Raw genomic sequence first — 23,806 nt, 5'->3', positions numbered from 1 at the left:
TACCTGCCATGCCGGTTTATCTCGCCGGCGCGCAGCCATCGACCGGCCGCGCGTATGGCGCGCTCGGCGAAAAGGTCTTGCTCGCCGCGGTATTTCTGGCGCCTTACACCACCTGGCGCGTGATGTCCGACATTCTGTTTACGGCCAGCGATGTGCTTTTCTGTTTAGGGGCGCTGATCTTTCTGGCCAGCCGGCGCATGACCATTCGGCCGCTGGGCGATTTCACGCCGATCTGGTTTCTCGGGCTGGCCATGCTCCTGACCGGCCTCCTGATCGGCAGTGTCGTCAATGGGGATCCAACGCGATGGATTATCGTCGCGGTGCAATATGCCTTCGCGTTCGCGCTGGTTCCGATGCTGATGAATGCCGTGACGCGGGAAATGGCGATCCGCCAGGCCAAGGCGGCCTTGGCCGGTGTCGTGGTCATGGAATTGTTCGGTATCAGCGTCTATTACCGCTTGAGCGGTTCGTATGAGGCGGCAAAGCGCTTTGGCCCCGAGTTCATAACCGGCGAACACCGGCTTGGTGCCTTCATGGCTGACGCGAACTGGAACGCGGCGGTCATTACGATGACCGTTCCGCTGATTTTCTATCTCCAGCGCCGGCGTCACATCGGCATGGTCTATGCCGTCGGATCGCTTGCCATCCTGCTCGTTGCATTGCTGTTTACCGGTTCGTTCACGGGTTTTTCGGCCACGGTCGCGAGTGTCGGATTGTTTTTCCTGGTCAGCGGGAGCGCCCGGTCGATACGATTGATCGTGGCGCTCGTCGCGATCGGTGGCGCCCTGATCGCGTCCGGCGTCGCGCTTCCCACCGCTTTTGAAAAGCGCGTCGTCGGGGCATTGCAAAATCAGGATCTAAGTCAGGCGGGCACCTACTCGGGCAGGTTGGATCTGGTCAAAGAAGCCTGGACGATCATAGACGAGACCAGCGTCGTCGGAATCGGGGCCGATCAATATCGAGCCGTCAGCCGCGCGCACGCGCCCGTGCACAACATTTTCCTGCTGCTTTGGGCGGAAGGTGGCTTGATGGCGATGTTGGGCTGGATCGCGATGATCCTTGTTCCTGCCGCGCTGGCGATCCGGATGATCGTGCGCGATCGGCTCACGGCCGGGCTCGGATTGGCTGTTTTCACCTCGTTCCTCATTTTCTCGATCGCTGCCCCCCATATGTATTCGCGCAGCTGGGTCGTTCCGCTGTTCGCGACCACGGCGCTTCTCCTCACGTCCCAAGCGCGAATGCGCCGCCGCGGCATACCTCTTTTGGACGTTCCACCGACCCGAATGGACCAGCCCGCCCTGCAATAAATCGCGTAATCTGCGTCGTATCTTGGAGGATTATCAGGGGGACGATCGATGTCTCGACGGGTTTTGGCCGCAGCGTTCCTATTGCTCGGTGCGTGCGCCGGTAGCGTCTCAAACTTGCCACCGGTGCAGTCCGTCGCCGATCAGACATATCATCTCGGGCCGGGCGACGAATTGCGGATCGTCGTCTATGGCTTCGACCAGATCACCAATGCCTATACCGTCAGCGATGCCGGCACGATTTCGCTGCCGATGCTTTCATCGATGGACGTCGAGGGGCTGTCGACCGCCGATCTGGAAGAGGCGATCAGCGGTGCCTTGCGAACGCGCGATCTGGCCCCGCGCGCAAGCGTCAGCGTCCAAGTGCAGAAATTTCGGCCCTTCTACATCCTGGGCGAGGTGCAGCGGCCCGGTCAGTATCCCTATGTTCCCGGCATGACGGTACTGACCGCCGTCTCGATCGCGGGCGGATATACATTCCGCGCGAACAAGCGCGATACGGAACTCGTCCGAACGCGGAAGAACGTTTCGTACCGCGCTCGCGCCGGCAGTGATGCGCGGGTTCTACCCGGAGATACGCTGTTGGTGCCGGAAGCATGGTTCTGAACCGCATTAGGCTGCGGCGGGACGACCATCGCGCGGGCGGCCTTACGATATTGTTGGCCTATCTGGTTTTGGGTGTCGCCGTCGTGCCGGCGGCGCGGGGTCAGGAGCGGCCGATGTCCCCGCTCGATCTGCCCCGACCGGGCTATGAACCGCGGCCCATTCTGATCGGAAAGACCGCGATCAGGCTCGAGGTCGACGTGTCCACATTGTACGATTCGAATGTCTATGCGACATCGACCAAGCCCCGCGGCGACCTGATTGCGGTGGTACGGCCGCGCGTTGAAATCGATCGCAATTCGTCGACCCTTCGGCTCCACGCCGAGGCTTATGCCCAGGTCCGCGAATACACGAACATCGGCCGTGAGAGTGCCGCCAGTTTCGGTGCTGCGGCATCGGCCGAGCTGGTTCCCGGTTCCAGGCAAACCCTGTCTTTTTCCACACGTTTCGATCGCGCGATCGAAAGCCGCGCCGATCCCGAAGCCCGGCGCAATCTGAACGAGCCGCCACGGCGCATCAACATCGTGGGTGCCGACCTGGGATACAGCCTTCGCGGCGCCCAGATCGGATTGACGTTCAACGGCGGGTTTCAACAGCTCTTCTATCGTGACGTGCTCGATCGCGATCGGAATTTGCGGCTCTATCGAGGCTCGGTCAACGTCGCCTGGAAGCCGTCAGCGCCGATTTCGATTTTCGTCGAAGGTTTTGCGACGCGCCGAGATTTCGTTACGAACGTCGACAACAATGGCATCAATCGGGACGCAACGACGCTGGGCGTGCTGGCCGGTGTTCGCCGGGATGTCACGAGCAAGTTGCGAGGGCGGATCGGGTTCGGCGTGTTCCGCTTCGACCCGGACGATCGCGCGCTGTCGGGTTTCACTGGCCTTGCCGCCAGTGGCGCACTGACATGGTCGCCGCGGCCCAGAACCGCGCTGACCTTGAACCTCGCGCGCGGCGACGTCGCGACCGTCCGCTCTGGCGCGACCAATCGGACCGACACCCAGATCAGCCTGCGCGTCGATCAGGAAGCGCGACACAACTTCTTGCTCGGAGCGGAGATTTCCTGGCTCGGCACGCAATATCGCGGGATCGTACCGCGCAGCCAGCGCACGCTGCAGGTGCGTGCCGAAGCGCACTATCTGGTGAATCGCGTGCTGGCGCCGTTCATCGCCGTCGGGGTCGCACGGCGCGACGCCGATCTCGCCCAGGACCGATTCACGCGTGCGACCGTCGAACTGGGCGTGCGCATCCGTTATTGACGAGAAGGCGACATCGCATGGCCAACATCACCAATCGCGGAACCTGGCGGCTGGTCAGCTATCTGGCGGCCGGGCTTGTACTGGCCTCCGCGACATCCGTGCCTGCGGAGCCACCCGCCGCCAAGCGCCCTGCGTTCCCCGGAGCGGAGGGCTTCGGCCGGATGGCGCAGGGCGGGCGCGGCGGTCGCATCATTGCAGTGACGACGCTGGCCGATGCCGGCCCCGGATCGTTGCGCGCCTGTATCGTCGCGGTCGGGCCGAGGGTCTGCGTCTTTCGTGTCGGCGGCGTTATCCGGTACACGACGATGCGCCCGGATATTCACAATCCCTATATTACGATAGCCGGAGAGACCGCGCCCGGCGGAGGGATTCTGATCACGCATGCCGGCGGGAAGGGGGCGTTCACGCCCTTTGTCATCAAGAACACGCATGATGTGATCGTCCGCGATATCCGGGTGAGGCTCGATCGCCCGGGCGAACAGCGTCGCGCGGACAGCGCGTTCATCATCGAGAACAGCCGCAACGTGATTCTCGACCATGTCAGCGGCTCCTGGGCGCGCGACGAGAATATGGGAGGCTATGCCGACAATGATGCCATCACCATTTCGTGGTCGATCTTTGCCGAAGGCGTGCCGCGCCACGACAAATGCGCGCTGTTGTCGAGCGACCCGCGGTCGCCGCAACGCGTGAGCTTCATCAAGAACCTGTGCGCCCACAATGGCGATCGCAATCCGGATATCAACTTCAAACCCGGCTCGTGCGTCGAGGTGGTCAACAACGTCCTGTACAACGCGCAGGTGCAATTCAGCGAAGTCTGGGAGAGCTATGGCGGGACGCCGGTCAACATTGTCGGCAATTACTATCGGCGTGGTCCGAATACGCCGCGGCTAGCCTTCGGCATCGACCGGCCTCTGGTGGCCTCCACCGGGCGCGCGCGCATTTACGTACAGGATAATATCGTCGACGGTAAAGGTATCGTCATGGCGCCGGTGGCCCGCGCAGCGCTGGTAAACTCGCCCGTTTGCCCTTTGACGTTGAAGCCTATGCCCGGCAGGAGCGCGTTTGAGGCGGTCTTGAGCGGCGCCGGGGCTTTCCCTCGCGATCAGGTCGATAGTCGGATCGTCGGCGAGGTGCGAAGCCGGACAGGGGCCATCGGCCGGCCCAATCGCCAATTGCCGTCGATCGCCGGTGGAGCGGCCTATAAGGATACCGACGGCGACGGCATGTCAGATCGTTGGGAGATGGCGCATGGAAGCAACCCGCTTCGTAGCGACCCCTGGGAAGATCGTGACGGTGACGGATGGACCAATTTCGACGAGTTTCTGAATTACGCCCACAATGAGCGGATGGCCGGTCGTCAGGTGCTTTGACTCCGCTTGTCGAGGAACAACTCCTCGATCTCGGATCCGCCGCCCCATCGTTCCACGATCGCAAGGACGCCGTCATCGCCCATCCTGAACAGCGTACCGCGATGGTCGGTATCGCCATGGGTACGCAGCACCAGCAGCCAGGCGCCGGGGCCGCGCAGATAGGAGCGTGTATTCTCGACAGCGCGCAGTAGCGACCCGGGCTGGAAATGGAGGCGGTTGAGGACGTTGGCCGCGCGGATCAGATCGAAGCCGCCGACCAGGGCGGGATTGCGGAGGGTGATATCGTCCTCGATCAACCGCATCGCGTCCGATTGCGCCAGCCGCGGGCTGACAAGGGCGACACTATTCCCGGCCTGGCGCGAGACGGCCTGCGCGCGAGCCAGCGGCGCCAATGTTCGGTTCACGACTGTGCGGGCGAGGGCCATGCCGGTCAGATAGTCGAGACGGCGCGTCCAGGGCCGCATCGCCCGCCCCAATATTTCATATTGCAGGACATGACCGGTCGGTTCGACCAGCGCGCGACACCCCATCGGCAGATCGACGATCCGCGCGGCAAGCGAGCGATCCGTGCCGGTCATCCTGACGCGGTGCCCGGATTGCGTGAGCGCGGCCGCAAGTTCGGCCGTGGTGACGCCCGACGAAATGCCAAGATCGAGTGCCGTGTCGACGGTGGCGTTTGCCCGGTCGAGGCATTCGATCAGCGCGGCATCGACGGTGCGCAGACGAGCCTGATCGGTCCGTTTGAACGTGGCGTTGCCGGTCCGCAATGCGCCAAAGAACAGCGCTTCGTCGCGCGCGGTCAACCCGTCGGGGTCGGCGGAAAAGAACTTTGTTGCGGTCTGCACTGTTCGCTCGTTGCCTGATGTCACGGCGCTCCACAGCGGAGCCCCCCAGGCGATAGCAGCGGCGACAGTCGTCGTCGCATTCGACAACGGATTACTCCCCCTGCGCACGACGAATACAGCGCCGATCGACTTATTCTGCCCCTTCGCGAGAGAAGGATTGGGGCGATGCAAGTCGACACGTACGCACAACTCGTATCGGGCGACAGCAACGAGCGAAAAGGAATCCTCTGGCCGGCGCGCTCCGGCCTAATCGGGTTTGCCGTGGCGATCGCTCTGGCTGCCTTGTTCGTCCGGATCATGACCTACCCCTTGCAACATGACGAACAATTCTACCTTCCCGCCGCGGTCCTGTTTTCGTTCGACGGGCTGTATTCTGATCTGGGATTCAGTCATCTGCCGAACCTGCCGCTTCTTTTGTCCGGCCTATTTGCCGTGGTCGGCGGTGAACATTATGTCCTGGTCGGGCGGCTGGTGATCTTCGTCTCGTGGCTGGCGGCGATCGCCGCCCTAGTGCTCATCGGCCGCCGCCACGCGCGAAGCGACCTGGTTGCGGCTGTTCTGGTCGCGCTGTTGATCGCCAATCCTGCGCTGCTCGATGCGACCGGGATGGCGGTTACGAACAATTTCATCGCCACGCCGTTTGCATTGCTCGGCTTGCTGGCCTTCATCGAAGCGGCCACGCGGCCATTGCCGTCGCCGGGACTGACGGCCCTTTCCGGCTTCCTGTTGGCCGTGGCGGTCGGCTTCAAGGCGAATTACGTCATCCTTTTGCCGCCGGTCGCCATTGCCGCCATTTTCGTGCCGCGGCACCTGACGATGCGGGCCCGACTGACGCAGTTCACGCTGCCGTTCCTGGCTGGAGGTATCATCGGCGGGGCGCCGACGCTCTATTTCCTGGCGCGCGATCCGTCGGGCTTTGTCGCGCATGTCGTGAGTTTCCATCGCGGCCCCCAGATCGGCTATTGGCGGGCGAACGCCGACCCTCTTGATCCCAAGGCGATCGGCCTGGCGGCGAAGATGCTGATGGCGCAGCGCTCGTGGTTCAGCGCGACGAACCTCATCGTGCTGCTGGCACTGGCTTTTTATGCAACATTGGCGGTGCGTGGGGGGCAATTTCGCTCCTGGGCCGGCGCAGCGGCACGCTGGCCGGTGATGCTGCTGCTGGCGATCTCCGCGCTCGCGGCAATCATCTCGTTCCTGCCGACGCCGGCATTTCCGCAATATTTCACCACCGCGCTTCCGTTCGCGCTCATGCTGATCGCATTGCTGCACGGTTCGCTCGATGCCGATGGGCGAAACCTGGCCCGTCCGTTCCTGGTCGCCGCGCTTGTCATGGCGGCGTTGATCGGCACGCCGATCCTGCTGTCCACGGCGCCCAAGGCGGTGAACGTCGCACGCTGGACGGGATTTCAGGTCCATCGCGATGCGCTCGACATGGCGAAGCTGGCGAACGGAGGAGGCCAGCGCGCTTCGATGGCGACCCTGTCGCCGGTCTATGCGCTTGAGGGCAAGCTCAAGGTGTACCCGGCGCTCGCAATGGGGCCCTTCGTCTATCGGGCGAGCGCCTGGATACCGGCCGGAGAACGAGTTCACTACGCCCATCTGACGTCTCCGGCGACGGTCGACGCAATGCTGGAAAGCGCGCCGCCGGCTGCCATTCTGACGGGTCAGGAAGGTACACTCGATGCACCGCTATCGGCCTTTGCCGTCGCTCACGGCTATGTCGCTCACCCGATCAGGATGGGGCGCGGCAGTGCCGCTCGCGACATGGTTCTGTTTACGCGATCACCGCTTCCGACGGCGCCGGTTGCTTTCGGCTCCGCGGCGCCGCCTCGGGTTTCGGACTTTGGGGCGACATCGGCGCCGGCGCGTCGTTGAGCCGGGCCTCGATGATCGGAATGGGCCGCCCCTTCACTTGCATGAAGATGCGACCGAGATATTCGCCGATCACGCCCAGAAACAGCGCGTTGAGCGTGATCCCGAGCAACAGGAGCAGCGTCGTCGTGGCAAAGCCGGCTGGCCATTGTTGCCCGAAGGCCAGCCGCCCGGCGAGGTAGCCCAGGATGAGCAGGGTTGTCGTAACGCCTACTGCCAACCCGACACCCGACGCCACGCGCAGCGGAACGAGCGAGTGGTTGAGGACGCCATCGGCGGCGAGACCCAGCATCTTGCTGAGCGGAAATTTGCTCTCGCCCGCGACGCGGGCGCCGCGGTCATATTCGAAGCCCACTTGCGAAAAGCCCATCGAGCTGATGAGCCCGCGCAGATATGGGCTGGTGTCCTGGACCGTGCGGAGTTCGGCGAGCAATCGTCCATCGACCAGCCTGAACTCGCCGGCATTCAACGGCAGATCGTCTTCGCTCAAGGCATTGATGCCATAATAGAACCAACGTCGCAGGGCCGCCTTGATCCGGCTCTCGGCCAGCGAGCGCCGTATGCCGTAAACGACCTGATGCCCCTCGCGCCAGCGCGCCAGCATTTGCGGAATCAGATCCGGCGGGTCCTGCAGGTCGCAATCGATCTGCACCGAGCATGCGCCCCGCGCGTTCTGGTAGGCGACCAGCAACGATCGTTGATATCCGATGTTTCGGGCAAAGCGAATGACGCGGACCCGAGGATCGACGCTGGCGATCGCGCTCAACAGGGTGAAGGTGGCGTCGGTCGAGTGATTATCGGTGAAGATGATCTCGCACCGGTAGCCGGGGAGGCCGTCGAATACGCGCGTGATTTCGGCATAAGCGCGGCCCACGTTCGCGGCCTCGTTCAGCGCCGGCACCAGCACAGAGACCAGGGTATCGCCGTCCCCGGTCATGCGTATACCGGCTGTCTCGCGCTCGCCACCGTGCGCGCAAGTCCTTCGTCCAGCGCTATCCGCGCGCTCCACCCCATCAAGGCTGACGCAAGGTCGGGTGAGCCGAGAACCGTCGTGATTCCCGTCTCAGACTCCGCATCGTCGCCATATCTGATCAATGCCGGATCGGCATCGGCGAGCGCGGCGATGCGCCTGGCGACATTTTCCATCGTCGGCGCAATGCCGCTGCACAGGTTGACGATCGATCCGCCGGGCAGGTCGGACCGGGCAAGCGCTCTAAGGCCATCGACCACATCATCCACATGGATCAAGTCACGCCGCCGGGAGGGGTGCTCCACGTCGCACGGCTCACCCGCAAGGCAGCGCTGGATGAGCCGCGGAATCAGAAAGGCATCGGACTGGCCTTCGCCATAAGTGAGAGCGAGGCGCGCGGTGAGAACCGCGAAGGGGAGCGTCGGTTGAAGGGCGCGCGCCACATGCGCGCCGGCAACCATCGCGGCGGTGTAGGCCGACAAGGGCTGCTCGCGCTGGCTTTCGCGCGAGGGAGTGACGCCGTTGCCATATTCCGCCAGCGAGCCGGCTCTTACCAATATCCTCGGCGTCGCCGCCCGGGCCGCCTTGAGCAAGGTCAGGAAATTCCGCAGATCGCCAATCACTATCTGTGAGTCGAGTGGATTGAGTCCGCCGGTGCCGCGGCCCGTGTCGCTCGCCAAATGATAGATGATCGTCGGTCGCGCTTGCTCGACATAGGTCGACAGCGTTTCGACATCATCGAGATGCAAGTGCGCCACGATGACATTTGCCGCCATGCGACTGGACCTGATCAGGCCGCGCGGCCGGACGATGACGTGGACCTCGTCGCCGGCGGCGGCATGTGCCGCCGCCACCTTCGATCCGATAAAGCCGGCACCGCCCGTGATCAGAACACATTCCGCCATCGCCGGCGCTTCCCCATTCGTTGATCAGTTCATCAGGACCGGTTGCGGCAACGGCACCAGGAAGCGGCCGCCGCGAGAGGTGAACTCGGCTTGCTGCTCTCGAATTTCGTCCAGGAAATTCCAGGCCAGCACCATCAGGATATCGGGTCGTTCGGTCTCGATCGCCTCGGGCGATCGAACCTCGATCTTCATTCCGGGCGAGAACAGGCCCTGTTTGAGCGGATTGCGATCGACCAGAAAATCGAGGTGATTGGGCCCGACACCGAAATAGTTGAGCAGGGTGTTGCCCTTGGCCGGTGCGCCATAGCCGGCGATCTTCAGGCCCTGACCCTTCAACTCCGCCAGCATGTGAATCAGGTCGCGGCCGACCTGTTCGACCCGGTCGGCAAAGTCGTCATAGGTCTTCGCTTTCAGCATCCCCGCTTCGAGTTCCTCGCTGAGCATCTCCTGCACCGCCGGCGTCGCGGTCACATTCGCCTTGCGTCGGAAGAAGACCCGCATCGACCCACCATGGATCGGCAATTTCTGGACGTCGATCACGTCCAGCCCGAAGGCTTCGCCGAGCCGAACCATTGAAAGCAGGCTGAATTCCGAGACGTGTTCCTGGTACACGGTATCGAATTCGTTGCGCGCCAGCAGCTCCTTGGCCCAGGGTACCTCGACCACGAACGTCCCATCTTCGTCGAGCAGATCGACGACGCCGGCCATGAAGTAGTGCAAATCGCCGATATGGTTGAAGGTGTTGGTCGTGACGATGACCTTCGCCGCGCCGCGATCGTTGCGCAGCGTCGCGGCCGTGGGTGGATCGAAATAGGCGACGTGCACCTCCACGCCTTGGGCATTGGCCAGTTCGGCCAGATTTGCGGCAGGATCGATGCCGAGCGTCTTGCAGCCGATGTCGTTGCAGGCTTTAAGCAACAGGCCGTCATTGCAGCCGATATCGACGATGAGCCCGTCCCCGGCGTGCTGTTTGAGCGTCTCGGCCAGTTCGCCAAAATGCCGGTGCATGGTCGTCGCGCCCGACGGGACATAGAGATAGTGCCGGAAGAAATCCGCCGGGATCTGATCCGCTATCTGAATCAGCCCGCAATGCAGGCAAGCCTGGGTATTCAGCGAAAAGACCGGCTGCGTCTCGCCGACCTCGGCCGGACGGACGAACATGTTGGCGGGCGGATGATCGCCCATTGCGAGGAAAAGGTAGGGCTGCGGCGCCAAACAGGCGCGGCAGTGCTCAAGTCGCTCCATCATTCAACCTTTCAGCCTAGGCGCAATTGCGCAGTGGTTCGGTCTGTCCGGCCAGGTCTTTTGCAAACCGGTCGAAACAGTCGTGGATATGATCGATCTGGGCGTCTTCCAGACCGTGGTGGCAGGCCAGCAGGATACCGCCCTTCATGACGGCATCGGCTTGTGGATAGCCTTCGTCCCGGACACGGGCCTCGACTCCCGCCATGGCGGGTTGGCGCAGGATGTTGCCGGTGAAGACGACCCGCGTCTGGATATCCTGTTTCTCGAGATAGATCTGGAGATCGCGTCGATTGAACGGCGCCTCGGGACGGACCGTCAGCGGGAAAGCGAGCCAACCGGTCCGGGCCTCGGGCAATTGCCGCGGCAATGTCAACCAGTCCGCGTAGCGCGAGAAAAAGGCCATGTGCCGCGCGAAATTGCGTTCGCGCGCGGCGATGTTGCGCTCCAGCTTGGTCAGCTGAACAAGCCCGAACGCCGCACCGATTTCGGACGGCTCGAGATTGTAGCCGAGCTCTTCGAAGACGAATTTGGCGTCATAGGGAATGCCCTGCAGGGTCACGTCGAACCGACGTTCCACAGATTCGGAATCGACGAAGAGCGAGGAGCTCCGGCCCCAGGATCGCAGCAGGATGCCGCGCCGGGCCATCGCCTCGTCATTGACGCACAACATGCCGCCATTGCCCGCCGCATTGATAACATGCGAGCCGTAGAAACTGGTCGTGCTTATGTCCGACCTCGTCCCGGTGCTGGTGCCGCGAAGCGTGGCACCCAGCGTGTCGGCGCTGTCCTCGATCACGAGCAGCCCGTGCCGGTCCGCAATTTCGCGGATCCGGTCCCAGTCGGGGAGATTGCCGATCAACGAGGGGATCATCATGGCCCGCGTCCGGCTGGTGATCATGGCGTCGATCGCGTCTTCGTCGATATTGTAGGTGCCGGGGCGCACATCGACAAAGGCGGGCACAAGACCATTGCGAACGATCGGCGCGACCGTCGTGGCGAAGGTGAGGGCTGGGGTGATCACCTCGCTGCCGCGTGGCAGGCCAAGCAGCTCGACCGCCAGATAGTTCGCCGAAGACCCCGAATTCACCATGATGCCATGCTTCTTGGCAAACAGCGCGGCGACTTTTGCCTGCATCTCCCGGACGCGATCACCCATCTGGGTCGAGCCGCGCAGAACGGACACAACGGCATCGATCTCGTCGTCGCCATGGACTGTTTGACCATAGTTCACGCGCATAGCTTCGCCGTCTCCTGGATGGTGGGTGCCCCTGTCATCGTCTGGCCCGGTGGGCTTTCCGCTCCGGCGACGTAATCGTCGATCTGACGCTCGCTGAACGCCCGCATGTCGGCGCGGGCGAGGTGGGCGCGATACCAATCGGTCGTCAGCGTTACCGCCTGCGCCATGTTCAGTCTGGGCCGCCAGCCGAGCTCGAGCTTCGCCTTGCTGCTGTCGAGGCTCAGCATGCCGGCTTCGGGGCGGGACGTATCGCTGCGATCGAAATGCGCTTCGAGCACGCTTGGCTTCCAGGCGTCTCGGAAGGCGTTGAGCAAGGTTTCGACATCGACCACGCCGGCGCTGTCGGGCCCGAAGTTCCAGGCGCCGTCGAGCTCGCGATTCCCCTCGATCATGCCAGCGGCCAACATGAGATAGCCGGCGAGCGGCTCCAGTACGTGCTGCCAGGGCCGAACGCTTCGGGGGTTGCGGACCTTAATCGGACGGCCGGCGGTTACGGCGCGGACGATGTCGGGAACGAGGCGGTCCTCCGACCAGTCGCCGCCGCCAAAGACGTTGCCGGCGCGGGCAGTGGCAATGATCGGACCGTCCGGTTCCCGGAAGAACGAGTGGCGATAGGCATCCACCACCAGCTCGGTGCATCCCTTGGACGCACTATAAGGGTCGGCGCCACCCAGCCGGTCGATCTCGCGGTAACCCCAGAGCCATTCCCGATTGGCATAGCATTTGTCGCTGGTCACCACGAGCACGCCCCGCAGGCTCGGCATGCGCCGTGCCGTGTCGAGCACGATCGCGGTCCCCACCACATTGGTATGAAAGGTCTCGACCGGATCGGCATAGGAACGGCGGACAAGGGACTGTGCCGCCATGTGGATCACGAGATCCGGATCGAGGCCCGCCACCGCGGCATCGAACTGTTCGGCCGATCGGATGTCCGCGACACGATGACGTACCAGCGACGGGACGTCGATCGCGTCGAACAAGCTGGGTTGGCCGTCGCCAGGGGGCAGGGCGACGGCCGTTATGTCAGCGCCCAGTCGCTGGAGCCAAAGCGCCAGCCAGCCACCCTTGAAGCCGGTATGACCGGTCAACACGACGTGGCGGCCCGCCAGTGCGCGGCCCAACCGGCTTTCGTCCAGCGCCGCTTCAGACATTGGTCGCAAATGCCTGCGGCGGCGGCTCGACTGCCCCCAACGGGGGCTTTGGCATCCAGGGGATGTCGCCGGATACACACAGTTGATTGAGGTGATCCCGGTCTCGCACCGTATCCATCGGGTGCCAGAAGCCGGTATGTTTGTACGCGAACAATTCGCCGTCGCGGGCGAGGGCGGCGAGCGGCGCTTGTTCCAGCGGCTCGTCATCGCCCGAGAGATAATCGAGAACTTCCGGTTCGAAGACGAAGAAGCCGCCGTTGATCCAGGTCTCTTGTTTCAGCACCTTTTCGGTGAACTCGACCACTTGATTGCCGACCAGTTCGAGATTGCCGAACCGAGCCGGCGGCTGCACGGCCGTCACCGTCGCCAGGCCGCCATGCGACCGGTGGAAAGCGATCAGGGCCTCGATGTCGATATTGCCGACACCATCCGAATAGGTGACCATGAACGTCTCGTTGCCGAGCCATTCGCGGAGGCGCCGCAGGCGGCCGCCCGTCATCGTGTGCTGACCCGTGTCGACGACCGAGACATTCCAGTCCATCGGTCGACTTGGATGGAGCGCAACATTGCCGTCGTGAACCGCAACGGTAAAATCGTTGCCCATGAAATAAAGGTCGTGAAAAAACTTCTTCATCATCAATGATTTGTAGCCACAGGCAACAATAAAATCCCTATGACCCCAGTGGCTATATATATCCATGACATGCAGGATGATCGGCCGACCAGAAATCTCGACCATTGGCTTTGGTATACTTACGGTCTCTTCCGACAGCCTGGAGCCAAGTCCACCAGCAAGGAGTACAACTTGCATTTTATCCTCCCGGAACGACCGAGGTGCATCGATGTTGCTGTCGGAGCATACGTCAAAGGGTCGCCGGGCGGGCATGCGCATCGGGGTTAGCGCAGAGCTAATCGGATGAGGGTCCCAGTCTCCTCGCGCCGATAGCCATCATCCCATCGGTGGAGCAATGTACCCTTGTCAGGAAGGGCGAAGCCGGGTCGCGGGGACTCGTGATCGCGTCCGCCTCGGAAGCCGCTTGGCAAAAAGCTGAAGATGGCAGGCCCCAGGGTCGAGAGGGCTCATTGAGATAGGCGGGATTGGACCGCTCCCGGCGTGTCGCATGACCCGAGAATGCGGCGAACCGCGTCTATCAGATTCTCGTACCCGCCGCGATCATCCTTAAGGGATAGGGGGCGTGGTCAAATGCGCCGTGTCGCGGGCTCTTCAATCAACTAAAACACGTCATGGCCCAGCAAGCACCGACTCATGTCCTGGCGCGTATCATCCACGGACCCCGGGATGCTTATTTTCGATGGAGCATCCGGAAGGTCCTAAGCTCGATTGACCATGTGCTGGTATCCTACCCGAAATCCGGACGCACATGGCTCCGCTTCATCCTCAGCTATTATTTCGCGCTCGCCTACGGTTTGGACTGCGCCCCCAACCTCCACCAGATGTTTTCCGTACTGCCGAACCTTGACTGGGATGCCAATCAGGGGCTGCCGGCATTCATGAGCGGTCCGGCGATCGGCCTAGTGCCTTTCCTGCCGGTTACGCATGAGCGTCCCAGGCTGTTTCGAAAGCATGACGTTCCAGCGATCTACATGACACGCGACGTTCGCGACGTCTTGGTCTCTTCCTATCTTCACGCAACGCGTCACTCGCGCGATTTTCACGGCGATATCGACGCGTTCGTTCGCGATCGGAGCCGCGGCCTTCACCAGGTCGCGAAACATTACAACAGCTGGGCAGCTTACCTGAGCAAGGTTCCCCATCGCGTCATTTCCTATGAGAGTCTCAGCAGCGATCCGCAAACAACGGTCTCGACCGCCATCGATTTCTTGAACATCGAGCCGTCAACACCACTGATCGCACAGGCGATTGCTGCAGCCGAGATCGGCAAGATGCGCGCGATGGAGATCGAGGCCGGGCTTCCGGGCCAGCGATATGACCGTTCCGATCCCGAAGCGTTGCGCGTGCGGCGAGGTCTCGTTGGTGGTTATGGCGATTATCTCAGCGTCAGAACGTGCCTGTGGATTCATGAGGAATGGTCGAAGGCAATCACCCCTGAGGCGCGTCATCTGCTGGGCGCGTCCCTTGCGGCAACATGAATTGATCCAGCGGCGGAAAATGCGGCCGTTCGCTGGGTCGTAGATTCATCAGCGCGGTGCACCGCCTGCCATTATTGCGTACTTCGAAAGAGGATGAACGACTGCGAACGACTGTACTGGAGGCCGGCTAGTCGCCGAAGCGGCCCCGGTCGCGGGGTCCCCGCATAAGCCGCATGGCTATGATCGGCGATTCTGGCAGGCGCGGGTGGGCCAAAGTTCTAACCCGTTATTCCACGTTCAAACGCAGTGTCTCGCGACTAGTTTGCCGACGGGCGCGATGCGCGTCGTCGGAGTAGATTCATGGCAGATTTCTACAATTCCCTTGGCAGCTCGACTGTCGTGGGCACGACGGGCGTGGATCGCTTCTTCCTGTTCAATAAGGACGCCAACCCGAACAACCTGCGCGCCGACGCGACCTTGGCGAGTTTCGTGTGGAACACATCGCTTCATCGCAGCGATGGGTCCATCTTCCAGTTGCTCGGCTCCCTGGTGAACATCTCGACCGACGTGATCATCGGCGATCGTACCGACGCAATTTACGGATCGAACTACAACGACGCGGTCGTCTACAATAATGGCACGTTCGCCGACGGGCTGGGCGGCTTCCGCGATATTCAGCTCATGTACCTCAACGGCGGGGACGATTTTGTCGATCTGACCGCGCATGGCCCGGGCGGTGTCGCCTATGGCAAGGATACGAAGATCTACGCAGGCGACGGTAACGACACGATCGTCGGCGGCGCGGGCGCGGACGTCTTCTATGGCGAGGCGGGCAACGATCTGATCCTCGGCTTCGCGGGTGCCGATACGATCTATGGCGGTGACGGCGACGATACGCTGTATGGCGAAGATCTCGGCTTCGACAACAGTTCCAGCTACGATACGCTGTACGGTCAGCGCGGTAACGACACGCTGTACGGCGGCGGCCGAGCCGACACGCTGGACGGCGGCGACGACAACGACACGCTCTATGGCGGCGCGGACAATGACTCGCTGATCGGCGGCGCGGGCAATGATGTCCTCTATGGCGACGATCTCAACAACACCGGTGCCGACAAATTGAGCGGCGGGAGCGGGGACGACCAGCTCTACGGCCGAGCCGGCAATGACGAGCTTCATGGTGACAGCGGCAATGACCTCGTCGACGGTGGCGACGGCAAGGATTATTTGGGTGGCGACGCGGGCGCGGACATCATCCTGGCCGGCGGCGGTGATGATACGGTCGATGGCGGGATGGAAATCGACCGCCTGGTCTTCACCGGCAACCGCGCGGACTATCGCTTCACGACCAATGCGGATGGCAGCCTGACGTTCGTCGATCAGCGCGCCGGCTCGCCGGATGGGACGGACATCGTCCGCAATGTCGAGTTCTTCCAGTTTGCCGACGGCACCTTTGCCAGCGATCAGCTGGACACACCGCCGGTGATCGTCTCGAACGGTGGCGGCGCCCAGGCGGCCATCACGGTGAACGAAAACGACCCGCAGGCAGTCACGACCGTGGTCGCGACGGATATCGATGCCGGCCAGACCCTGAGCTACGCGATTGCCGGCGGCGACGATGCCGCATTGTTCAAGATCGACGCGGCGACCGGAGCGCTCCTGTTTGTCTCACCGCCCGATTTCGAGGATGCCTATGATCGCGACGGCAACAATATCTATGACGTGATCGTCGCCGCCAGTGATGGCGTCGGCGGCGTGGCGCAGCAGCGTCTCGCGGTGACCGTCAGCGATGTCGCGGACGGCCAGGCGCCGACGATCACCTCCAACGGCGCCCAGGCCACTGCCGCCGTCACCGTCGATGAGAACGGCCTGCTCGCGACCACGATGGTGGCCGTCGATCCCGCCGGCTTGCCGCTGACCTTCCGGATCGTCGGCGGCGCCGATGCGGCTCAGTTCACCATCGACGCCGCGACCGGGGCGCTTTCCTTCCTTGTCGCCCCCGACTTCGAAGTGCCGACCGATCAGGGCGGCAACCATATCTATGATGTCGTCGTCGCCGCGAGCAACGGCACTAATGGCGATCATCAGGCGCTGTCGATCACCGTCGCTAACACCAACGACAATCTGCCCATTCTAACGTCGTTCGGCGGGGCGCCGAGTGCCTCGCTGGCGCTGGCCGAGAATATCGCGACGGTCACGACGATCACCGCGACCGACGCGGACGGCATGGGGCTGACCTATTCCATTCTGTCGGGCGCCGATGCCGCATTGTTCACGATCGACAGCCTGACGGGAGCGTTGAGCTTCGTCACCCCACCGAACTTTGAGCAGCCGGCCGATATGGGCGCCGACAATGTCTATTCGGTGACGGTAGGCGCGAGTGACGGCATCACGACGGTGTCGCAGGCGCTGACGGTCGCGATCACCAACGTCAACGACATCGCCCCGGTCATCCTGTCGAACGGCGGCGGCGCCACCGGCACCGCGTCACTGCTGGAAAATAGCACGTATGTCACGACCGTCGCCGCGAGCGACGGCGATGGAACGACGCCCACTTATACGATCACCGGCGGCGCCGACGCCGCGTTCTTCGTGCTGGACAGCGTCACCGGGGCGTTGAGCTTCATCAACCCTCCCGATTTCGAGTTTCGGAAGGATGCCGGTGCCGATGGCATCTACGACGTGATCGTCGCCGCCACCGACGGCACGTTCGTGACCACCCAGGCGCTTGCCGTCCAGGTGCTCGATGTCAACGAGATTGGCCGGACGCTGACTGGCAACGGCGCGGCCAACACCTTCTCGCCGACCGCGCCGGCGGCAACGCAGACGACGGCACTCAACGATACGATCTACGGTCTGGGCGGCAACGATATCATCGATGGCGGCGCTGGGGCCGACCGCATGGAAGGCGGGGTCGGCAACGACACTTATTATGTCGATACCTGGAGCGCGGACGGTTTCGCCGGGAACGACGATTTGGTCGTGGAAGCTGCCGGGGCGGGGACCGATCTGGTGATCGCTACCGTCAGTTATCAACTGACCGCCGAGGTCGAGAATCTGACCCTTGCGGGGACAGCGGCCATTTCGGGCGTGGGTAATGTTCTCAGCAATATCATCACCGGCAATGCCGGCGCCAATTTGATCGACGGGGGTGCGGGCAATGATCGTCTGCTCGGTGGCGACGGTGCGGACACGCTGATCGGCGGCGACGGTACCGACATCCTGAATGGCGAGGCGGGCAATGACAGCCTGCTGGGCGGTGCGGGCAGCGACGCGCTGGACGGTGGCGCCGGCGCCGATCGCATGGAAGGCGGCACGGAAAACGACACCTATACCGTCGATACCTGGTCGGACGACGGCAATGCCGCCAACGACGACATTGTGGTCGAGCTGGCTGGTGGCGGCACCGGGGATCTGGTCAATTCCTCTGTCAGCTACCGTCTGACCGACGAGGTCGAAAAGCTAACGCTGACCGGCACCGACAGCATCAACGGATACGGCAACGCCCTGAACAACGTCATAACCGGCAATGCTGGCGCCAACCTGCTGGTCGGCGATCTCGGCAACGACACGATCGACGGCGGCGCCGGCAACGACACGCTGCAAGGCGGGGAGGGCAACGACACCTTGCTCGGCAATATAGGCGACGACAATCTGAGCGGTGGCAACGGCGTCGATGCGCTTGATGGCGGTGCGGGAAACGACCTGCTCGACGGTGGCGCCTCGAACGACACGCTGTTTGGCCAGGCCGGGGCGGACATCCTGATCGGTGGTAAGGGCAAGGATGTGATGACCGGCGGCGCGGACGCCGACGTGTTCGTGTTCGCCATTGGCGATACAGCGGCCACCAATGGCTTTGTCGACACGATCACGGATTTCAACGCCTCCGCCGATTCAATCGATATCGATGTGTTCAGCGGACCGTTCTCGGCCAGCGCCTATGGCGAGTTGACTGTCGGGACGAACAGCTTCGACGACGCCCTGCTTGCCGCGCGCGGCGCGATGACGCCCAGCATCTCGGCGATCTTCGTCGCGGGCACCACCGATGGCTGGTTGTTCTGGGATAGCAACGGCGATCACGTGCCCGATCAGGCAGTTATCCTGCAGGGCGCCAACAGCCTGGGCGCGTTTGACCAGCATCATATTATCTAAAGTCCATTGCCGAGGGGCCGGTCTATGGCGCGGGGGCATCTAAGAGCAGCACATCCGCAGCGGCCCAGTTCGGGAGTTGCCGTCGGCCCATCAAGCATTCCGAAGAAGCTTCCTGTTCTGCTCGGTGACTGATCGAGGGACAAGCCTGATCCGTCGAGATTTCGCACCACTAAGGCGTAGCTCCGAATTGCCCGCCCAACCGCAAGGGAACCAGCGGCGGTGGCGTTCACAAGTGCTAGCCAGAGCAAGGGCTAGGAAAGGTGCAGTTCGTGGCGGAGCGCCGGACGAAAATCTGCTTTCCCTTTTGCGGGGACCTCATCGGAGGCAGCCATATCTCGGTACTTGGTTTGCTGAGCAACCTCGATCGGAGCCGTTTCGACCCACTGGTGGTGGTCGAAGAACCGCAAGGCGAGATTGCGCGGATGATGCGTGACGCCGACGTCGATATCGCCACCGCCGGCCTGCTGCCCGCGCCGCGACACGGCGAGCGCGCCGGCCTGCGCGACGCCCTCGGTATCGTCCGGGCGTCCGGCATGCTGGCCCGGCTGCTGCGCGAGCGCGCGGTGGACATCGTGCACACCAATGACGGTCGCACGCACGCGACCTGGGCGCTGCCGGCCAAGCGCGCAGGCGCCAAGCTGGTCTGGCACCATCGCGGCGCTCCCGATGCCCGCGGTCTCCGCTTCATCGCGCCGCGCATCGCCGACGCGGTGATCTCGGTCTCGTCCTTCGCCTTGGGCAAGGCGGGAACCCGCATTCGGCGCGCGCGGGTGATACACAGTCCATTCGACACCGATATCCGCGTCGACCGCCAGACGATGCACGCCGCACTGCTCGGCGAACTCGGCTGCAGCGCTGACACGCGGCTGATCGCATTCTTTGGCGTGCTGATCCCGCGCAAGCGGCCCCTGTTGTTCGTCGAGGCAGTCGCCGCGCTGCGGCGGCTCGCGCCAAACCTGCCCGTGCAGGGGCTGGTGTTCGGCACGCCGCTGGAGATCGACGAGGCCGTGGTTCGCAAACATGCCGAGCGCCACGGCGTCTCCGATGCGATCCGGTTGATGGGCTTCCGCTATCCCGGCGCGGAGTGGATCGCGGCATGCGATCTGCTGGTGGTGCCCGCAGTCGACGAACCGTTCGGGCGCACGTTAATCGAATCGATGTTAGTCGACACCCCGATCGTGGCATCCCGCTCGGGCGGCAATATCGAAGCGCTGCAGGAGGGTCGCCTCGGCGTACTGGTCGCGCCCGAGGACCCCCACGCGCTGGCCGTCGGCGCGCTAGATTTGTTGAGCGATAAGAACCGATATGCCGCGCTGGCCGCGGCCGCACGGGCCCACGCGCTGGGCCATTTCGGCGAAGACCGTCATGCGGAAGCGGTGATGGCGCTGTATGACGAGCTCGTACCCAGCGCCCGGCCCAGTAACCGTTCGCGCGGCGGCAGCGCCCCCGCGCCGGTTCCACTGCCGTGAATGGCCTCGCCAAATTGCGCGGACGCGTTGGTGTGGCGATGTCGCTACAACCCTATGTCACCAACCCGGCGCATCTGATCAATGGCGGCCGGTTGATCGTCGCCGTCTTCGCTGCGGTTGCAATCTATATAGACCCGACCCAGCCCGCCAACCTGCTCGATAAAGCCTATTGGATCCTTGGCGGCTATGCCGTCTATGCGTTTGCCCTGTTGTTCGTGCGGCCCCATGCCCGCATCGAGGACGCCTTCAACATCCTCACCGTCATGATCGACGTGCTCGTCGTCGCGGTGCTGATCTACATTACGGGCGAGCTCGAAAGCCCCTTCTTCGTTTTCTATACCTTCGTGCTGATCGCCGCTGCGATCCGCTGGGAATGGACCGGCACGATCGCCACCGCATTGGCGCTGCAGGCGATCCTGATCTTCGTCGGTGTGCCCGATGTCGAGGACGGCGAGTCCGAGCTTAACTTCCTGATCCTGCGATCGGTCTTCTGCTGGGTGACGGTGATCATGCTGGGCTATTTCGGTAACTATCGCAGCCGCAGCAATGCCCGCCTTCGCGAACTCGCCTCCTGGCCGCATGACATCGTGCCGGAGGAGGACCGGCCCTGGCTGTCGTCGTCGTTGCGCCACGCATCGAAAGTGCTGGGTGCCAATCGCATCCTCGTGCTCTGGCGGGATCAGGACGAGGCTGCCGTACATGCCGCGATCTGGAGCGACGAGAACGTTTGCTTCGCCGATCATGTTGTGCTGCCCGATGAGGCACTGATCAGCCCCGGCCCCGTGACCATGGTTGAACTTACCGGAGGACAGCGCGAGATGCTGCGAGCTCTGGCTGGCGCGGATTGGCGTTGCGCTTATGCCGCCGGTTTCGGCACGATCCGTTATCGTGGCAGCGTGATTGTGATCGACCCGGCGTACCGCGATCGCGACGTGACCCTGTTCATTCAGATAGTGGCGTCACGAATCGCGATGGAGCTCGAGCAGTTCTCCCTGGTGTGCGAATATGTCTCGGCAGCCGGTCTCGAGGAGCGCGTGCGGCTCGCCCGCGACCTGCACGACAGCGTGCTCCAGGATCTGACCGCGGCGGTTCTCCAGCTCAGTGCCGCCGAGCGCACGATGGCCCAGCCGGCGAGTGAGACGCTGGTTCATATCCGCGATACGTTGCGGAGCCATCAGGCGCGCATTCGACATTTTGTCGCCGAGACGCGCACCGGGTCGAATCGCAAGCATTGTCTTGCGGATCAGCTCCAGATGTTCGTCGAGCCGCTCGGCTCGCAATGGGATTGCCGGGTGGCGATCCGCATCGACCCGCCCGGTCTCGAGGTAAGTGATCGAATAGCCACTGAACTATGCCTTGCGCTCTCGGAAGCGACCGCAAATGCCGCTCGGCATGGCGGTGCCAAGGAAGTGACGATCGCGATTCGGCGCCGAGGCAAGCTGCTCGAAGTGACGATCCGCGATGATGGTACCGGGAGCAATGCGCACGGCGTGCCGCGCCCGGCGTCGCTCAGCAACCGGATCGAGAATCTGGGAGGCAGCATGGCGGTCCTGCTGCAGGGCGTCGGATTAAGCGTCCGCATGGAAATCCCGCTGGAGCGGGCGGCGTCATGACCTCGCTCATGCTCTGCGACGATCATCCCTTGATCTTGCGCGGATTGGCCGACTTGATCGCGACCGACACCGATATCGACATCGTCGCCACCTGTGGCAGCGGTCAGCAGGCGATCGACGCGATCCTCGAACATATGCCCGACGTGGCGGTGCTGGACATCTCGATGCCGGAGCGTGACGGGATCGACGTATTGAAGGAGGTCGCGCGCAAGCAATGGCCGGTTCGCGTGGTAATCCTCACCGGCTGCATCACCGACGAGCAGGTGATCCAGGTCATCGCCGCCGGGGCATATGGTATCGTGCTCAAGGAGAGCTCCGCCGCGAGCCTGGTCGATTGTCTGCGCCATGTCGTTGAGGGTCGGAGATGGCTGCCGTCGAGCATCGTCCAACCGGCGATCAGCCGAGCCTCGGCCGCAGCGCGTCGGATCTCACCCTTCGAGTTGCTGACGCGACGCGAGAAGGAGGTAGCGCGACTGATTGCCGACGGGCTCTCAAACAAGGAGGCCGCGGCCCGACTCGCCATGTCCGAGGGGACCGTGAAGATTCATCTGCACAGCATCTATTCGAAGTTGGGCGTCGACAATCGCACAGCAGTGGCGATCCTGTTCACCCGCGACCAGCTGCAATAACTCCCTCGCACTGCGGCGGGCGTCCTCCCCCAAAGGGGTAGAGCAGACCACCCTTCGACGTATATCGCCTGGTAGATTTTTTGGACCGCCAAATTCCCTAAGCTCTTGCTGCGCGCAGGCACCTGTAGCCGCGCCGCGCATATCAGGAGCAGACATGCTGGTGGAAATTGATCGGCTCGAGCCACTTTTCTGCTGCCCGCGCACCCGCGCCCCGCTGATCGGCGATGGTGCCATGCTGCGCTGCGCCGATGACGACCGCTGTAGCTATTCCGCGGTCCAGGGTGTGCCGGTACTGATCGATTTTGCGCGATCGATCCTGTCCGTCGGGGAAGTCACCGAGAATAACGTCGACAGCCCGGTTCGGCGCCGCACGCCGGAGGGTCTGAAGCGCGCGGTCAAGCGCATCCTCTCGCCGGAGAAGAAAAGCACGCGCCGCAATATCGACCGACTCATCGCCGCGCTGCCGCGCGATCATGCGCCTCTCGTGCTCGTCATCGGCGGCGGCACGGTAGGTCAGGGCATGGCGGCACTCTACGAACATCCCGACTTGGGGATCGCCGCTTTCGACATCTATTACTCGCCAAACATCCAGTTCATAGCCGACGCGCACAGCATCCCCCTTCGCGACCGATCGGTCGATGCCGTGGTGATCCAGGCGGTGCTCGAACACGTCCTCGACCCGCAGCAGGTGGTCGACGAAATCTGGCGCGTGCTGAAGCCCGACGGCCTGGTCTATGCCGAGACGCCGTTTCTCCAACATGTGCATGAGGGTGCCTACGACTTCACCCGGTTCACCGAAAGCGGACACCGCTTCTTATTCCGGCGGTTTGAGCTGGTCGATTCCGGTTGCAGCGGCGGACCGGGCACACAGCTCACTTGGTCGATCGACTATTTCGCGCGAGCCCTGTTCCGTTCGCGGCTGGCCGGCAAAATGTTCAAACTCGCCTTCAGCTGGCTCCAACTCTTCGACGCCTGCGTGCCTTCCTCTTATGCTTCGGACGCGGCAAGCGGGGTGTATTTCCTGGGGCGCCGGTCGGTTCGAAACGTCTCACCCCAGGAGATTGTGGCCTTCTACCGCGGGGCCCAAGCGTCCACTTCAACATGAGGGGTCGTGCGTCCGAACGAAC

Annotated in this window: 18 protein-coding genes; 11 read left to right on the top strand and 7 right to left on the bottom strand. The window is 63.0% G+C overall.

Annotated elements, in window-relative coordinates; all coding sequences use genetic code 11:
* The first annotated feature begins 8 nt into the window (after positions 1 to 8).
* The 4 genes from SMA01S_RS05135 (at position 9) to SMA01S_RS05120 (ending at position 4,536) form a co-directional block, all read left to right on the top strand.
* Positions 9 to 1,307 (top strand): O-antigen ligase family protein, encoded by a 1,299-nt coding sequence (locus tag SMA01S_RS05135; protein WP_066818808.1) that lies wholly within the window; start codon positions 9 to 11, stop codon positions 1,305 to 1,307.
* A 123-nt stretch (positions 1,308 to 1,430) separates the two neighbouring features.
* A complete protein-coding gene (locus SMA01S_RS05130; protein WP_169804190.1) occupies positions 1,431 to 1,910 on the top strand; it encodes a polysaccharide biosynthesis/export family protein in 480 nt (159 codons plus the stop codon).
* 113 nt (positions 1,911 to 2,023) lie between these two features.
* Complete coding sequence (locus tag SMA01S_RS05125; protein WP_169804189.1) at positions 2,024 to 3,166, top strand: outer membrane beta-barrel protein; 1,143 nt, start codon at positions 2,024 to 2,026, stop codon at positions 3,164 to 3,166.
* A 17-nt stretch (positions 3,167 to 3,183) separates the two neighbouring features.
* A complete protein-coding gene (locus tag SMA01S_RS05120; RefSeq protein ID WP_066818793.1) occupies positions 3,184 to 4,536 on the top strand; it encodes a pectate lyase in 1,353 nt (450 codons plus the stop codon).
* On the opposite strand, the gene SMA01S_RS05115 is transcribed toward SMA01S_RS05120, so the two are convergent.
* Positions 4,524 to 5,381, bottom strand: coding sequence for an ATP-binding protein (locus SMA01S_RS05115; protein ID WP_157093811.1), 858 nt, complete (start codon positions 5,379 to 5,381; stop codon positions 4,524 to 4,526). The two genes, SMA01S_RS05120 and SMA01S_RS05115, sit on opposite strands and share 13 nt — an antisense overlap.
* Before the next feature lie 165 nt (positions 5,382 to 5,546).
* Between SMA01S_RS05115 and SMA01S_RS05110 the strand changes: the two genes are divergently transcribed.
* The gene (locus SMA01S_RS05110) at positions 5,547 to 7,259 is read left to right on the top strand and encodes a hypothetical protein (protein ID WP_066818786.1); all 1,713 of its coding nucleotides are present in this window, start codon (positions 5,547 to 5,549) and stop codon (positions 7,257 to 7,259) included.
* Here the strand turns inward: SMA01S_RS05110 and SMA01S_RS05105 are convergent.
* The 6 genes from SMA01S_RS05105 to rfbF are packed head-to-tail and all read right to left on the bottom strand — an operon-like array spanning position 7,159 to position 13,575.
* Complete coding sequence (locus SMA01S_RS05105) at positions 7,159 to 8,193, bottom strand: glycosyltransferase family 2 protein (RefSeq protein ID WP_066818784.1); 1,035 nt, start codon at positions 8,191 to 8,193, stop codon at positions 7,159 to 7,161. The two genes, SMA01S_RS05110 and SMA01S_RS05105, sit on opposite strands and share 101 nt — an antisense overlap.
* Positions 8,190 to 9,131, bottom strand: a complete 942-nt coding sequence (locus tag SMA01S_RS05100) for an NAD-dependent epimerase/dehydratase family protein (RefSeq protein WP_066818782.1) — start codon at positions 9,129 to 9,131, stop codon at positions 8,190 to 8,192. The genes SMA01S_RS05105 and SMA01S_RS05100 overlap by 4 nt, the downstream gene beginning before the upstream one ends.
* Before the next feature lie 24 nt (positions 9,132 to 9,155).
* The gene (locus SMA01S_RS05095; protein ID WP_066819211.1) at positions 9,156 to 10,376 is read right to left on the bottom strand and encodes a class I SAM-dependent methyltransferase; all 1,221 of its coding nucleotides are present in this window, start codon (positions 10,374 to 10,376) and stop codon (positions 9,156 to 9,158) included.
* 16 nt (positions 10,377 to 10,392) lie between these two features.
* Positions 10,393 to 11,613, bottom strand: coding sequence for a DegT/DnrJ/EryC1/StrS family aminotransferase (locus SMA01S_RS05090; protein ID WP_066818780.1), 1,221 nt, complete (start codon positions 11,611 to 11,613; stop codon positions 10,393 to 10,395).
* On the bottom strand, positions 11,604 to 12,764 hold the full coding sequence (rfbG, locus tag SMA01S_RS05085) for a CDP-glucose 4,6-dehydratase (protein ID WP_084250089.1): 1,161 nt from the start codon (positions 12,762 to 12,764) through the stop codon (positions 11,604 to 11,606). The genes SMA01S_RS05090 and rfbG overlap by 10 nt, the downstream gene beginning before the upstream one ends.
* On the bottom strand, positions 12,757 to 13,575 hold the full coding sequence (gene rfbF, locus SMA01S_RS05080; RefSeq protein ID WP_066818778.1) for a glucose-1-phosphate cytidylyltransferase: 819 nt from the start codon (positions 13,573 to 13,575) through the stop codon (positions 12,757 to 12,759). The genes rfbG and rfbF overlap by 8 nt, the downstream gene beginning before the upstream one ends.
* A gap of 434 nt (positions 13,576 to 14,009) precedes the next feature.
* Between rfbF and SMA01S_RS05075 the strand changes: the two genes are divergently transcribed.
* The 6 genes from SMA01S_RS05075 to SMA01S_RS05050 all read left to right on the top strand — a co-directional run bounded on the left by SMA01S_RS05075 (position 14,010) and on the right by SMA01S_RS05050 (position 23,784).
* Positions 14,010 to 14,876, top strand: coding sequence for a sulfotransferase domain-containing protein (locus SMA01S_RS05075; protein ID WP_084250088.1), 867 nt, complete (start codon positions 14,010 to 14,012; stop codon positions 14,874 to 14,876).
* A 300-nt stretch (positions 14,877 to 15,176) separates the two neighbouring features.
* Positions 15,177 to 18,968, top strand: a complete 3,792-nt coding sequence (locus SMA01S_RS25255; RefSeq protein ID WP_066818772.1) for a cadherin domain-containing protein — start codon at positions 15,177 to 15,179, stop codon at positions 18,966 to 18,968.
* Between the two features lie 260 nt (positions 18,969 to 19,228).
* Positions 19,229 to 20,437 (top strand): glycosyltransferase family 4 protein, encoded by a 1,209-nt coding sequence (locus tag SMA01S_RS05065; protein ID WP_066818769.1) that lies wholly within the window; start codon positions 19,229 to 19,231, stop codon positions 20,435 to 20,437.
* Positions 20,438 to 20,475: 38 nt separating this feature from the next.
* Positions 20,476 to 22,050, top strand: a complete 1,575-nt coding sequence (locus SMA01S_RS05060; protein ID WP_157093810.1) for a sensor histidine kinase — start codon at positions 20,476 to 20,478, stop codon at positions 22,048 to 22,050.
* A complete protein-coding gene (locus tag SMA01S_RS05055; protein ID WP_066818763.1) occupies positions 22,047 to 22,679 on the top strand; it encodes a response regulator in 633 nt (210 codons plus the stop codon). Before SMA01S_RS05060 ends, SMA01S_RS05055 begins: the two co-directional genes overlap by 4 nt.
* Positions 22,680 to 22,833: 154 nt before the next feature.
* Positions 22,834 to 23,784, top strand: coding sequence for a class I SAM-dependent methyltransferase (locus SMA01S_RS05050; protein ID WP_066818759.1), 951 nt, complete (start codon positions 22,834 to 22,836; stop codon positions 23,782 to 23,784).
* Positions 23,785 to 23,806 lie beyond the last annotated feature (22 nt).

The sequence above is a fragment of the Sphingomonas mali NBRC 15500 genome, assembly GCF_001598415.1.
GTDB classification, from domain to species: Bacteria; Pseudomonadota; Alphaproteobacteria; order Sphingomonadales; family Sphingomonadaceae; genus Sphingomonas; species Sphingomonas mali.
Note: the sequence above shows the minus strand (reverse complement) of the source record. Positions and strands in the feature narration are given on the sequence as shown.